Below are 14,987 nucleotides of genomic sequence, written 5' to 3'. Positions count from 1 at the left end.
TAGTGCGGCTAAATCAACACCCCGCCCCACGACTCGCGCCCCGCCGCACGCCACGCCCCGCCCAGCGCGTATTAACGCAAATGAAAAGCCCAAGCCAGAATCAACTAAATGAGCCCCCTGAGTAAACCATAAATCATTGGAGTTAGTATCCCAATTATAAAATGTGAGTTGACGCTTGAGGTTATTCGGATTGGATGCATCTAACAAAGATTTGTTTTGAGACACCTCATTAAACGAACGCTCTGGATGACAGTATTCCTGAGCAATGTGCGCCGGAACATTGCGCTGGGCACGCCCCACTTCCTCGACCCAGATTTTATCAAGGACAGCCCAATCGGCTGCTGTATTTTTAGGATTTTTGTCATACTCTTCAATATAATGCTTTAATGCAGTTTTTAGCGGGGTAAGGTCAAAATGAGCACTTCGATACTCTTCATCCTTTTTCCTGTAGACTAAACCTCTTGGTTGTTGAAAGAACTCTGGTCCTGAAATAAGCTCCTCTATGGCCTGAACCCGTTTGAGTAGTTCAGCTTTAGTATGTTCATCCATAAACCGCTCTAACATGCGACACATATGGCTGTCTTTAGCCCAATAAGCATATTCATAAGCGCTGCAGGTGAAGGTGCGCCCTGAGTAGTCGGTGAATGGAATCTTTTGAGCAAACAACAGCTCCTGAGCAAGGTTTGGGTCCTTTTGAAGTAAACCCATCGCCTCATCCTGCTGTCCATAAGCCACATGCTGTAAGAAGACTTTAACATCAATTTGGTCCTTAAAATCAGGTCGTTCTTCAACAAGTTGTTCTAAAAGAGCCTTTTTGACCGCGAAATCTTTATAGGTCGTAATTTGGTCATATAAGGTTTGTAATGCGTTGTCGTCCATGGCCGATAAATCAAGTTCAATACTTGCCGAAACCCATGGATTTTGATGAGGGATTTCAACACCCGCTAAGGTTTTAAAATCGTTACACCACTTTTCAAGCATCGATGCATGCTCTTGGGGTAGATTAAAAATCTGAGAAGCCGCAAAATCCGAAAAACTTGCACAAATTGAGCCTTGATGCACGACAAAAGAACCTTTCTTTTGTCTATCTAAGAGAAAAAACTCATCAAAATGCGGCGCGTCTTTGATTTGCACATAACGCTTGGCAAAATCTTTTTTAATGGCTTTGAGGTCTTCAGGGCTTAACAGTGTGTTTAAGCCCAAGGGACTGCTATGTGCATTTATCCACTGGACTAAGCACGCCTCAGGGCTTTGTTTATTCTGTTGGGCTTTTGCCATAGTGGCTGCTAAGGAGTTACTTAACTCGCAAGAATCATCCAGAAGCCTACCCCAATTGATGGGTGCGTCCACTTTGGCTTGGGCGACGCAATAAAGGCTTACTATTCCCAATAAAAATTGGGTGGCAATGGACCAACTTTCTTCATCGGTTAAGTAGTTAAATGGAGATTCAACGTGGGTTGCTAATAACTCATGGGCACAATAGCCTAATAAGGCCCCAATGTACTCCTTAGGACTTACTGAATCACCAAAAAAATTTCTTGCTTAATGCGCTCTTGATTTAAAGGTTTGCCTTGGGCATCTTGATTAAAATTAATGGGTATCCCGGTTAAGGCCAGCGTTTCTTCTTGGAGTATCTTTTGTAAATCATCAAAATCAGATTGGCCTACCTGGTCCAGTCGAACCAATACACGTTCCATTAATTGGGAGGTCACATTTTGCGCCTGCAACCTTAATCCAGAATAGGTGTCGATGAGGGTCTTTTGTAACAGCGATTGGGTATCCCATCTTTGGCATGCTTCACTGTCGTGGGCTACAGAAAATAAGGGTATCGATGCTTCGCTGCGAATATAAGCATCTTGACGCGTCGGGCGCAAAATAATGCTGTGCAGATTCGAGCCTGACTTGTCTTGCAACATCCCCTCCAAGGGCCTTGGGTAGCTGGGAAATCCCTTGTTTAAACACTCTAATTCTTCATGGTGCTCTAGATGCTTGACTACGTTTAAGTAGGCTTCAATCTGAGTCAGTCGTTCTTGCTTTTGTTGGGCAAGAACTGAATCAGCACCCAATAGGCTTAAATCCTGTTTCAATGCCTCCTGATACGCCAAGAGTGCGCCTTTGAGCGTCGTCTTTGAGTCATTGCCCTTGCCGAAAAACTCCTGGAGGGAAGAGACCGCCTTGCACGTATTGTCTAGTCCAATATCGGTCCCGCTGACGACGGGCATGAACACGTGGACGATGTTTTCGGGGCTAACATACAGGTATCTGGAAAAAAGCGGTTCTTTTAACGGGAGCTTCATAGTTTGATCTTTAGTTGCTCAAATAGATTAAGTACGCAACTATAAATATCCCTTATTAACATAAAATTAATTGACCATGAATAATTGTTATGCCCTATAACCTATGCTAAGTTAAAAAGTTTAGTACCGTGTGATTGTCGCATAGCACAGACTCTAAGGATTGTCTGGCGTTTGGAGAAAAAAAGAGCTTTATAAGAGCTCTTCTTCTAAGGGGAAGAGGAGAATAGAGTGTCTAAATAAACGGAACTAGTACACTGCATCAAAAAAATCAAAGATAGCCATTGCAGCAATTGAAGGTAAATTGACGCAGGCTCAACTGGCTCGTGAGTACGGTGCTCATCCTACTCAAATTAAGGCTTGGAAGCAAACGGCTTTACAGGTTCTTGCAGATGCTTTTTCCAATGCTCGTGATAAGGATAAAAAAGAGCAATCAGAACTTGTCGAGGCTCTGTATGAAGAAATTCGTCAACTTCAAACGCAATTATCTTGGTTAAAAAAAAGTGCTTACCTGAGCCTAGATGAAAAGCACCTTTTGATTGATAGTAGTGCTGAAATAACAACCCGAGAGCAGTGCATGCTACTCAGATTGAACGTTTCCAGTTATTATTACAAAGCGTCTCCTATATCGGCAGAAGATGAGCGATTAATGGTGTTGCTGGATGAGCATTATCTTCAATATCCGTGCTCAGGAACACTATTATCCAAATCGTTCGTTTGAAGATGTGTCTAATGACAAATCTTTGTTAGATGCATCCAATCCGAATAACTTGAGGCGTGAGCTCAAAATTTATAATTGGGATACTCGCTCTATTGTCATGATGAAGTGAGAACCAACGACCTCGGACAGTCGCTAGAAAATCTAAGCCCGCCGTTAATCGTACAGTAAGCTTGTTGGAAACCCACCGTTACAATTTGAACTCTTAGAAATTGTTTAAATAAGTCGAACATGGCGTTAAGATAAGGAAATAATTATGTCGCAACATGCAACAGGTCAATTTTGTTGGAACGAATTAGCTACTGCTGATGTAAAAAAAGCTAAAGAATTTTATAGTAAATTATTAGGTTGGCATTATAAAGAAATTCATTCTGACGAAATGACCTATACCATTATCCAATCGGGCGATCAAGATATTGCGGGTATATGGCAAATCCCTACAGATCAACAAAACAGCATCCCACCACATTGGATGGCTTATATTTTGGTGAATAATGTTACAGAAACCTTAGAAAAGGCAAAACAGGATGGTGCTCAGGAAATAAAAGGGGTTACCCATGTGGGGGATATGGGGCTTTTTGCAATTATTAAAGATCCCACTGGCGCGCATATTGCATTTTGGGAATCGAAATAACGAGAGTTCTAAATAAAATCAGTTCGATATAAAAAATGACGTTTATTTTTATATCGAACTCATATTAAATAAGTAATGTCTAATATTGAGACCAATTTTGATCAGAGGAATTTTCTACAGGTAATAATTCGTAAGTTCTAAAAACATCTCCATCCCGAGATAAAAGAATAGCAATCGGCCTTGTCCTTTCAAAATGAGCAAAGATAATCATCATCATTACGGTGATTGGTACCGCCAGAAACATTCCTAGTAGTCCCCATATATCTCCCCAGACTGCCAAGGCGAATAAGATCACAAGCGGACTTAAATTTAATGAATTGCTTAAGTAACGAGGTTCAATTATATTTCCCACAATAAATTGTACTGTTCCTAAACCAACGATAATTTGTGTGAAAGGGATCCAGCTGGTAAATTGCACTATTGCTAAAGAAGCAGGGAAAGCAATCGCAATGATTGCACCTATGTTTGGTATGAAGTTGAGAAAAAAAATAAGAAGTGCCCAAAATTCTGCAAAATCGAGTTTTACCCATTTCATAATAATCCAACTGGAAATAGCAGTGATAATGCTTAAAATTGATTTTAAGCCCAAATACGTTTGAGTATTCACTACAATATGATTCAAGATATTGTTGACAAGAATGCGATTTTCTAAAGCAGGAAAAAGGGCATCAATTTTATTGAGAAAAAAATATTGTTCTGCAAATAAAAATGCAATATACAGCAAAATGAGTACCGTAGAACTTGCCAGAGTTGAGAACACTCCATAGGCATTGACTAAAATCGTTTGTAAATTAAGCGATTTTATCATTTGATTCAGACTCGATAAAATTTCAATATGCAGTGTTTTGTCAATATTGCTAAAAATGGCTAATAAATTTTCTTGGTAGCGATTTGACGCTGCTATGACATTATTGACGTTATTCGTAATAATGTTTATGAAGATAAAAATGAAAACAGCAACAATTACAAAAGCAAAAATCATACTTAACCAGCCAGGTAGCTGGGCACCTACCATTGGTATTCCTTGAATAATATTACTAATGGTATTAAGAAGATGCCAAATAAAAATAGCGATAACTAAAGGAATTAATACATGGCTTCCCACAATAAGGAAGTAACCAGTAATCCATATAACAATGAGTCCTGAAGTAAAGAGAAGCATGCGACTCATAAGACAATTCCTTTTTTGATTTTATTATTTATAGGATAAATATTAGCATTGATTATTCAGGATAAAAATTTAAAAATAAGTTTATATAATGAAACTGAGAAATAAGTAGTACACTTAAAATAAGCATAATATGGGCAGACATCTTAGCGAGCTTGCCTATACTATGTAGTGTAACTTGCTTATTTATCATTAATCTCATGAATTCATCAAAGTATCAAAGTATTTCTTGGGCTCATCAGTTGGTGCGAGATTGGTTTGTCCAAAAAATAGGTAAACCTACCGAACCACAAGAGCAAGGATGGCCATTTATTTTGGCCGGCCTTGATACACTCATTTCTTCACCGACGGGTTCGGGTAAAACTTTAGCTGCATTTTTAGCCTGTTTAAATGATTTAGTACATAAAGCGGTAACAGGAAATTTACAAGACCTCACTGAAGTATTATATGTTTCACCACTTAAAGCATTAAGTAACGATGTACAAAAGAATTTGTTATTACCCTTACAAGAAATTAGTGCGTTGGCCAAAGAACGAGGTATTGATTTACCTGAAATTCGCGTGGCAGTGAGAACAGGGGATACACCAGCAAACGAGCGCCAAAAAATGCTCAAGAAACCGCCACATATTTTGATTACTACACCAGAATCTTTTTATATTCTGTTAACTGCTGAAAAAAGTCGAATGAATATGTCAGGTATTCATACAGTTATTGTCGATGAAATTCATGCTTTAGTGAATAACAAACGAGGTACCCATCTGGCATTGTCTTTAGAACGTTTAGAAGCACTTACCCCAAAATCATTTATTCGTATTGGTCTTTCTGCGACTCAAAAACCTTTAGAAAAAGTAGCAAACTTTCTAGTCGGCTCTAAAAAGACTCAAGTGAAATTGGTCAATATTGGACATGCTCGACAATTAGATTTGCAGATTGTAATACCTGAAAGTGAATTAGCTGCCGTTGCTTCCAATGAAATGTGGGATGAGATTTATGAAAAGATCGCAGGTTTAGCCCAAGAAAATCGTGCTACATTAGTATTTGTCAATACACGAAAATTAGCGGAACGTGTTGCTCATCATTTGGAACAACGTTTAGGTGAAAATAAGGTATTAGCTCATCATGGTAGTTTATCACGGAAATTACGTCTTGAAGCAGAAGCTAAACTTAAGAATGGTACGCTGAAAGTTCTGGTTGCTACAGCTTCATTAGAATTAGGAATTGATATTGGTCATATTGACTTAGTGTGTCAAATCGGATCTCCACGAGCTATTGCTACCGCATTACAACGTATTGGTAGAGCAGGACACTGGCATGCAGCGATCTCTACAGGACGCATTTTTGCAACCACGCGGGATGAATTATTAGAGTGTGCAGCATTAGTTTATGCTATCCGCCAAGGGGATTTAGATCAATTAATTATTCCAGAAGAGCCTTTAGATATTTTAGCACAACAAATTGTGGCTGCTTGTGCCACCCAGGATTGGGATGAAGATTTACTTTTTAGTAATTTTAAAAATGCTTATCCTTACCATCATTTGACTCAAGAAAAATTCGATGAAATTTTGACTATGCTCTCAGAGGGCATTGCCGGATCTCGTGGGCGTTACGGTGCCTATATCCATAGAGATCGAGTGAATCATATCCTTAAAGGACGACGAGGGAGTCGTTTAGCAGCAATCACCAGTGGCGGAGCGATTCCCGATAATGGTTTGTTTTCAGTGATTGCGATGCCAGATAATGTGATGGTTGGTACTTTAGATGAAGATTTTGCTGTAGAGAGTAATCGTGGAGACATTTTTTTGCTAGGTACAAATTCATGGAAGGTACTGCGTATTGAAAATGGTCGGGTGTTAGTGGAGGACGCACATGGCGCACCACCCAGTGTTCCTTTTTGGTTAGGAGAAGCTCCTGCACGCAGCATCGAGTTATCATTGCAAGTATCCCAGCTTCGGGAAAAAATTAATTTTTTGTTACCCGAGAAAATACCCCCAATTGTTGATGCAAGGCATATCTCTCAGATACAAAAAGCCATTCGATGGTTAATGAAATATTGTGGCCTTGATGCTTCTGCTTCAGAACAGTTGCTTGAGTATGTACGCTTAGGTCGACAAGTTTTAGGTGCAGTTCCTACTCAGAAAACAATAATAGCTGAACGATTTTTTGATGAAAGTGGTGGTATGCAACTGATTATCCATGCGCCATTTGGTGCACGGATTAACAAAGCCTGGGGATTGGCATTACGAAAGAAATTTTGCCGATCTTTCAATTTTGAATTACAGGCTGCTGCTACAGATAATGGTTTAAATATTTCTTTAACGGAGCAACATAGCTTTCCTTTGTCTGATGTGTTTCATTTTTTGCATACAAACACCTTAAAAGAGGCTGTTACCCAAGCAGTATTGCAATCTCCCTTATTGGGTATGCGCTTTCGTGCAGTAGCTTCGCGCTCATTATCATTATTACGTTTTCGGGGTGGCAAAAAAATTCCTCCTAATATTCAACGAATGCTTGCTGATGATTTATTGGCTGCTGTGTTTCCAGATGCAGCTGCGTGTCAGGATAATTTAGGGGGGCGAGATGTAGTGTTGCCTGAGCATCCGCTTATTGAGGAAACTATGAAAGATATCTTAATGGATGCTTTGGATGTCGATGGAGTAACAAAAGTAATCCATGATATTGAAACTCAGCATATTACTTGCCTTGCTGTGGATACTCCAGTTCCTTCAGTTTTTTCTCATGAAATTTTAAATGCTAATCCTTATGCATTTTTAGATGATGCTCCTTTAGAGGAGCGGCGTTCACGTGCGGTTGAAATGCGTCGCGTATTACCAGAATCAATGTTAGAAGAGGTAGGGAAACTTGATCCAAAAGCTATATCTGAGATTCAGGAACAGGCTTGGCCAGATATTCGTTCTGCAGACGAATTACATGATGTGCTACATACCGTTATTATTTTTCCAGAAATAATTCAACTGACTGAATTACAAGCTACTTTGCCGCAGTGGAAACACTATTTTAGTGAATTACAACTACAAGGGAGGGCTGTATTGGCTGTTGTTGCGGGTGAAAATTATTATGTATCCACAGAAAAAAAGAAGACTTTTCAGTGTATTTTTCCACATGCATCCTTTGCTCGTGAGGTAGTGGATATCAAAGAAGAACTAATCTCATCGGAAGAGGCCATACTCAAAACGCTACAAGGTTGGTTATTGCATATAGGGCCAATTACCCAAAACAAATTGAGCGATTGTTTCCATCTGGCCCCATTAGATGTAGCGCATGCTTTATTGAAATTAGAAGCAAGTGGGTATGTGCTTCGCGGGCATTTTCGTGCAGAGTATGCTGGTGAAAGAGAATGGTGTGAACGTCGATTACTTGCTCGTATTCATCGCGCTACAACTGAATCTTTACGTCAACAAATCAAACCTGTTAGCCAAGCACAATTCATGGCATGGTTGTTGAAATGGCATCACATAGGAAAAGGCCATCAGATGAATGGTGAAAGAGGACTGCTTGCAGTAATCAAGCAATTACAAGGTTTTGAGCTGGCTGCAAGTGCATGGGAAACCGATATTTTTCCTTTACGCGTACATGATTATGACGCATTGATGCTCGATAAATTATGCATGAGTGGCATCGTAGGATGGGGGAGGGTATCACCACATCCTTCTGTAGTGCTTGCAGATGAAGAAACAAAAAAATCTCGGCGTTTATCACCAACCCGAAATGCTCCGATTACTTTTTTTGTTCGAGAAGAGATTGATTGGATTCCACCTCATGTATCTATAGATAATGTTGAAGAAGTAACGAGCCTTAGTTATCCCGCCCGCAATATTTATAGATTTTTGCAAAAATATGGTGCTTCATTTTATGCAGATATTGTACGTGGTACAGGAAATTTGAAAATTGAAGTAGAAAATGGCTTATGGGAGTTAGTTGCAGCAGGAATGGTAACTGCGGATAGTTTTGATAATGTGCGGACTTTGATGAGTACAAAACGTAAACAAAGTCGTCGGCATAGACGTAACCTCATGTTTCCACTAAGTACGGGGCGTTGGTCCTTATTACGTGTTCATGCACAAGAAGATCATGAAAAACGCGTAGAAGCAGCATGCTGGATGCTGTTAGAGCGCTATGGAGTAATCTTTCGTGATTTGCTTGTACGTGAAAAAAATATTCCTCGCTGGCGAGATTTACTCATTTTTTTGCGGCGCCTTGAATTACGCGGTGAGGTACGTGGAGGACGGTTTGTCGATGGATTTTTAGGTGAGCAATTTGCTCTTCCTTATGCAGTTGATTCTTTGCGAGCGGTACGGAATGAAGAAATAGATAATATACCGCGAATTATTTCATCGGTGGATCCATTAAATTTAATTGGAATTCTATTGCCTGGCGAACGTGTATCTGCAACATCAAAATCGGAAATTAGGCTAGTTGCAGGCAAAGTTTTATCTACATAATATAAAGAAGTACTTAGGGGATTTTATGATACATAAGCAACTCCATTATGCTTTTTTAAATCAGCAAAAATTACCATTGCTGATACAACCCCCAGATGAAAAATGCGCGGACAGTAACGATTTAGTGCGATTTCTTAAAGAAGAAAATACGTTATTTAAAGAGCATTTGCTTCATTATCATGCCATTCTCTTTCGTGGATTTAACGTTAATACTCCTGAGCAATTTAGAAAAGTAATTCAAGCTAGTGATTTGGGTGCAAATTATAATTATGATTTTTGTCCTGTTCCAAGAACAAAAATTCAAGAGGGTGTATTTACTTCATCCAATTATCCTGCGAGTTATCCTATTGCGTTACATAATGAAAAATCCTACAGCTCTGAATTTCCAACGCATATCTTTTTTAACTGCATTAAAGCCGCTGAACAGGGTGGCTGTACTTCGCTTGCTGATGGCCATCAAATTTGGCACTCTCTTCCAGAATCTTTACAACAAAAATTACAGTTAAAGGGTGTCTTATATCGCCGACATTATTACAGTTTTGGAATAAAATATAAAATCATCCAATTAATGGGGGTTGCTCCTGTATTTAAGACATGGATGGATGAATTTAATACCCATGAAAAAAATCAGGTTGAAAACATACTTCATCAAACAAAACAACAATTTAAATGGAAAGGAAATGATTTAGTGACGGAGGTGTTTCTTCCTGCCAGCAGAAAACATCCTATAACGGGTAAATTAGTATGGTTCAATCAATGTAATCAGCTTTCTCACCATTGCAACGGTATTAGTAATTATATTAACTCAATAGTTAAAAATCCTATTGTTTCTTTTATCTTATTGCAAAACAGCTTCCATCCTTATTTGGCTTTTTATGGGGATGGTACGTCTTTTTCAAAACAAGAATCTTTATTGATCAGCGAAGCGGTGCAAAAAAATACACTTTTAATTTCCTGGCAACCAGGGGATCTCTTGATTATCGATAATTATTCTTGCCTGCATGGAAAAACGCCACATACTGGAGACAGATTAATTTTAGCAGGAATGACCAAATATCCTTATGATAAGGAGGATAGTTATGTTTCATGAGATCTCACAAAAAAAATTTGCAATTGGTGACCTGTATTTTGTGAATGAACTTGAAACTCAGGGATTAATCTATGAAATTTTTTCACAAAAGACTTATTTGCTCGATTTTCTTAGTTTAAATCCTGGGGCAATCATTGTGGATGTAGGGGCAAATATAGGCATTTTTTCATTATTTGCTTTGCGGCATTGTAATTATAACGCTGAGATCTACGGTTTTGAGCCGATTCCAACGACTTTTTCTTGCCTGCAAAAAAATTTAGAGCGCTTTAAAAATAAGATACATCTATACAATACAGGCATCAGTGATGTTGCTCAAGATTGCGAGACTGAATTTACTCTATTTGGAGAAAGTGTAGGTACTGCAACTTATAGACCCCAAGATAAACTGATTTCAAATTTTCAACCTTTATTAGATTATAATACGCTCTTGAAGCTACTCCCTTGGCAAAATAAATTTCTTTATTATCAATTAAAATGGCTACCTTTTTTTCGGAACTATTTCATTCAAAAAAATTATAAAAAGCAAACACGAACAACCCAAGTTACATGTAAATTGACCTCATTAGGACGTTTTATCGAACAGCATCAAATCAAACATATTGATTTTTTAAAGGTAGATGTTGAAGGCGCTGAAATAGATGTTATAAAAAGTATTAAACCTAAGCAGTTTTCTATAATTAAACAGATAAGCATGGAGGTTCAAAATATAGAAAATCGAGTTGAAAAGCTTAATTCTTATTTGCAAAAACAAGGTTATATCACTTTAGTTGACAGAAATCCTATTTTGGCTGACTTAGGTTTTAATCACCATATGATCTATGCAAAAATGGTATAGCTTCATCCACTAAGTTCCAGACAAGGCGCAAGTAAAGTGAGGTGAATGAGTGCATTTAAATACATGAATGATCCGAACGAGCTTGCAATGATGTATTGAACTTAGTAGTGACGTTATAGGATAAATAAATTGTTAATGATGAATTGCATATAGGTTATCGAATGTCATTACTTTTTAACAAGGTAACATTGCTATGAATAAGTTTGGCTTTGATTTTTTTAAAGTGTTTTTGGTTAAGGGGCATAGTTGCATCTTCAATTAGGTAACATTCGAATCCTTCATTAAGCGCATCTTTTATTGAAAAATACACACAAACATCAGCACATAAACCACAAAAATAAAGTTTCTTAGTGCCTTTTCCATTGAGATAACTGGCTAATCCGGTGTTGATTTGATGTTGGTTATCGTAAAAACCACTATAACTATCTACTTCAGGGTTCATACCTTTACGAAAAATAGTTGCTATAGGTTTTATTTCAAGCATAGGATGAAGTTCTGCGCCAAAAGTTCCTTGAATACAGTGATCAGGCCATAGTATTTGTTCCATTCCGTGTAATATTACTTTATCGAGAGGTTTTTTACCTGGATAATTAGATGCAAAACTTTTGTGATTTTGAGGATGCCAATCTTGAGTCGCTACAATTAAATCAAATTTAGGGAGTAATTGATTAATAATTGGAATAATGTCATCCCCATGTGGTACCGCAAGTGAACCACCCGGCATAAAATCATTTTGCACATCAATGATGATTAAGGCCTTATTTATTTTTTTCATTGGAATATTTTTGATATCCTTTAATTAAGTGATTGCGCTTTTCATGCAGTTGATTGCTTAAGCCTACTCGATAAATGCTTGGTTTCTCAAATCGTTTAAATTCTTCAGGAAGTTTTTGTAAACGCTTTTTGCTGTATTGTGCAATTTGCTGGAGTGTTTGTAAGGATAATGTGCATTTACCTTTTTCCATGACTTTATGAAGTAAAGGCTCTTGCTTATTATGTTTAAATGCGAATAATTTTCCGTGTTCAAAAGGGGAATGAATGTTCCCAAAATCAGTTTCATTCATAAGTGCAACAACATCTCCTCCTATGAAAGTATCATCATTTAATAGTCTGTACACTTGTTTTTTGTAAGGCAAAGTAATTTTACCTATTGTTTCTGAAAGTTTAATTCGTGGTTTTTCATCCATAAAAGCTAATTTATATACCCCATCTAACGCAGCGTCAGGTGCCCCAATAACCAAACTTGTTCCAACACCAAAAGCATCGATAGGTGCATTTTGGTCACGCAGATCTTTTATTCTTTCTTCATCAAGCTGATTGGATGCGATAATTTTTACATAATGTAACCCAGCCTCATCAAGCATTTGGCGCGATTTTTTCGCTAAGTCTCCCAGGTCACCACTATCTAATCGTATTCCTTGTAAACGGTGTCCACGTTGTTCCATTTCTTTGCCTATACGAATGGCATTGGGAACCCCACTTTCTAATGTACTGTAGGTATCAACAAGTAGTGAGCAATTATCAGGCCAGATCTCCGCAAAATCACGAAATGCGGACAATTCACTGTCATAACTTTGTATGTATGAATGTGCCATAGTTCCTGAAATAGGAATATTATAGTCACGTCCTACACATACATTACTCGTAGAATCAAAGCCACCAATAATTGCTGCTCGGCTCGCATAATAGCCTCCAGGACCTTGGGCTCTGCGCAAACCAAAATCAATTAACTTACATTGACCAGCTACTTCCCGGATCCGACTGGCTTTTGTTGCGATAAGGGTTTGAAAATTTAATAAATTTAATAAAATTGTTTCAATGAGTTGGGCTTCAATAATATTGGCTTCTATAGAAACCACGGGGCGGGTAGGAAAAATTAAATCTCCTTCATAAGAAGCATAAACAGTTCCTTGAAAACGAAAATTTTTTAAATAATCAAGAAACTTGGGATGCATTCCTGTGCGTTTTAAAAAATGAATATCTTGCTCATTAAAATGATAGTTTTCTAATATTTTGAGTAAATCAGTAAGGCCAGCAAAAATGGCATATCCAGAGCCGAATGGAAGTTTTCTGAAAAAATAATCAAAAATTGCAGTAGAGTTTTCATGACCTTTTAAAAAATAAACTTGGGCCATGGTGAGTTGGTATTGGTCAGTATAACTTCCAGTAAAATCAAACATTGATGTCAATATCCTTATAAACGAAATAATCATTTATAAAAAGAGAGTTATACTGCCATGATAGTTGTTGCAATACGCTTCGTCCAGAGTGATTTTTCCTATATTTTTAGTTATTTATGGTGGATTTGTTGCTTGTCCTCATTAGAAGCATTGTTCTCAATCATTGGAAATGACATCTTTGAGTACCCTAGATTTAAAACAAATATTCTGTTATATGTTTGGATAAAATGTTAATTAATTGATTTTTTTGTTGAACAAATAATATTAGATGCTTAGGTTTTGGTTCATATTTTTTTCTTTTAACTATATTATAAAAGACATGGAGTGAAAGGATGAAGGTCGGTGAATTTAAAAAGCTAATTGATGAATTAGAAGAAAAAATTCTACTGGAAAAAAGCGCTAATGAAGTCATTAGATTAGTCGCACTTATCAAAGAAATTGCTGAAATATATGATGAGGAAAATGATGTTCCATCTGAGATGATGGTTTCTGTCCAAAAAATTATTCATGAATTTTGGAGTTGGAGTGCTCATTATTTATCTTATGAGCAATGGAGGAATGATGTTCTTGTTATTCCCTGGCTCGCGTTTCAAAAACAATTGGTTAAAGCAGGTTTGTTAGAAAGAGATTTTCATCATCCTCTTTTATTTCAAGAGTTAAAAAATCGCTATGACAGTGTGTCTGATAATGAATTAAAAAGTACTGAGCTTCTCTCTTTATTGACTTCTGCGAGTCGTATGTCCGGTTATGCACGACCGGATGAGCTTGATAATAATTATCCATTGTTACGTTTGAATGAGAGTTTTTCTGCAAAGCGCTCACAAGAAACTCAAAAATTAAAAGACATAGTCTTTTTACTGCAATCTAGTTTTTATTTACTTTATAAATATTGTACTGTTGCACAACTCCGTATGGCCCCTTATCTGATTTATTTTCGTCAGCATACTACTGACGAAGAGCGACGTTCTGAGCTCGCAATTTTTAAAACGCTAACTGAAAAAACGGCAGAATGTATTAAGTTTTTTCATGATCAAGAAGATTATGTAGACACTCGATCCTTAAAAATGGTTGATGCTTTATCGAATGTTGCTCATTTAATCCCCAATCGTCGCGGAGATTTTCTTCAGATAACTCATGAGCGTCGATGGATTTATCCTTTTATTCAGAAAAGTAGAATAGATTCAATGACGAATGATGATGTTTTATTAGATGAGACACTTCGATTGTTAGAGCTTGATTTTGATACCCAAAAGGATAAATCTTATACCGCGGCTTTAGATTTTACCGCGGTAGCTCAAAAACAGATGCGTACTCTAACCAGCAGAGAAGCAAAACTGGTTCATACGGCAATTACTTTATTTTCTTTAGAAAAATATATAAAACAACGTCAAGAGGATACTCGTTCCAAATATTCTTTTTTGTCTCTTTCTGGGAGGACAAAATGTCAAGCAGCAGAAAAATGGAAAAACTCTATTCGTGGTATGCCTGTGCACATAGGTTTTTTTGAAAAGATGGCTTTAAATCAAGGGCGCTTGAAACATCTCATTGAGTCATTAGAGGAACACGAGAAGGAGTTAAGGGGTTCATCAGATTTTAAATAGCATTGAG

10 protein-coding genes and 1 pseudogene are annotated in these 14,987 nt (G+C 37.5%); 6 read left to right on the top strand and 5 right to left on the bottom strand.

Annotated features, from left to right (window positions below):
• Positions 1-1,500, bottom strand: a pseudogene (locus tag Lsan_RS10515) (SidC); the annotation flags it as partial.
• 14 nt (positions 1,501-1,514) lie between these two features.
• Positions 1,515-2,297: a hypothetical protein gene (locus Lsan_RS23345; RefSeq protein WP_272947148.1), complete on the bottom strand. Its 783-nt coding sequence runs from the start codon at positions 2,295-2,297 to the stop codon at positions 1,515-1,517.
• Between the two features lie 301 nt (positions 2,298-2,598).
• On the opposite strand from Lsan_RS23345, the gene Lsan_RS10510 reads away from it, so the two are divergent.
• Both Lsan_RS10510 and Lsan_RS10505 read left to right on the top strand, forming a co-directional pair.
• On the top strand, positions 2,599-3,015 hold the full coding sequence (locus Lsan_RS10510; RefSeq protein ID WP_058514351.1) for a hypothetical protein: 417 nt from the start codon (positions 2,599-2,601) through the stop codon (positions 3,013-3,015).
• A gap of 253 nt (positions 3,016-3,268) precedes the next feature.
• A complete protein-coding gene (locus tag Lsan_RS10505) occupies positions 3,269-3,646 on the top strand; it encodes a VOC family protein (RefSeq protein ID WP_058514350.1) in 378 nt (125 codons plus the stop codon).
• Between the two features lie 79 nt (positions 3,647-3,725).
• Here the strand turns inward: Lsan_RS10505 and Lsan_RS10500 are convergent, their stop codons facing one another.
• The gene (locus Lsan_RS10500) at positions 3,726-4,817 is read right to left on the bottom strand and encodes an AI-2E family transporter (protein WP_058514349.1); all 1,092 of its coding nucleotides are present in this window, start codon (positions 4,815-4,817) and stop codon (positions 3,726-3,728) included.
• A 197-nt stretch (positions 4,818-5,014) separates the two neighbouring features.
• On the opposite strand from Lsan_RS10500, the gene Lsan_RS10495 reads away from it, so the two are divergent.
• The 3 genes from Lsan_RS10495 to Lsan_RS10485 are packed head-to-tail and all read left to right on the top strand — an operon-like array spanning position 5,015 to position 11,199.
• Entirely contained in the window at positions 5,015-9,274 is a 4,260-nt protein-coding gene (locus tag Lsan_RS10495) for a DEAD/DEAH box helicase (protein ID WP_058514348.1), read from the top strand.
• A gap of 25 nt (positions 9,275-9,299) precedes the next feature.
• Positions 9,300-10,364: a TauD/TfdA family dioxygenase gene (locus Lsan_RS10490; protein ID WP_058514347.1), complete on the top strand. Its 1,065-nt coding sequence runs from the start codon at positions 9,300-9,302 to the stop codon at positions 10,362-10,364.
• Positions 10,354-11,199: an FkbM family methyltransferase gene (locus tag Lsan_RS10485; RefSeq protein ID WP_058514346.1), complete on the top strand. Its 846-nt coding sequence runs from the start codon at positions 10,354-10,356 to the stop codon at positions 11,197-11,199. The genes Lsan_RS10490 and Lsan_RS10485 overlap by 11 nt, the downstream gene beginning before the upstream one ends.
• Positions 11,200-11,353: 154 nt before the next feature.
• Here Lsan_RS10485 and pncA read toward each other — a convergent pair whose 3' ends face one another.
• Together pncA and Lsan_RS10475 are read right to left on the bottom strand one after the other, a co-directional pair.
• Positions 11,354-11,974, bottom strand: coding sequence for a bifunctional nicotinamidase/pyrazinamidase (gene pncA / locus Lsan_RS10480; protein WP_058514345.1), 621 nt, complete (start codon positions 11,972-11,974; stop codon positions 11,354-11,356).
• Positions 11,958-13,379, bottom strand: coding sequence for a nicotinate phosphoribosyltransferase (locus Lsan_RS10475; protein ID WP_058514344.1), 1,422 nt, complete (start codon positions 13,377-13,379; stop codon positions 11,958-11,960). Before Lsan_RS10475 ends, pncA begins: the two co-directional genes overlap by 17 nt.
• A 332-nt stretch (positions 13,380-13,711) precedes the next feature.
• Here Lsan_RS10475 and Lsan_RS10470 point away from each other — a divergent pair, with 332 nt between their 5' ends.
• Positions 13,712-14,980 (top strand): hypothetical protein, encoded by a 1,269-nt coding sequence (locus Lsan_RS10470; RefSeq protein ID WP_058514343.1) that lies wholly within the window; start codon positions 13,712-13,714, stop codon positions 14,978-14,980.
• Positions 14,981-14,987 lie beyond the last annotated feature (7 nt).

This window comes from Legionella santicrucis (genome assembly GCF_001468135.1).
Classification (GTDB): Bacteria; Pseudomonadota; Gammaproteobacteria; order Legionellales; family Legionellaceae; genus Legionella; species Legionella santicrucis.
The sequence above is the reverse complement of the archived record's forward strand: the minus strand, read 5'-3'. Positions and strand labels throughout refer to the sequence as shown.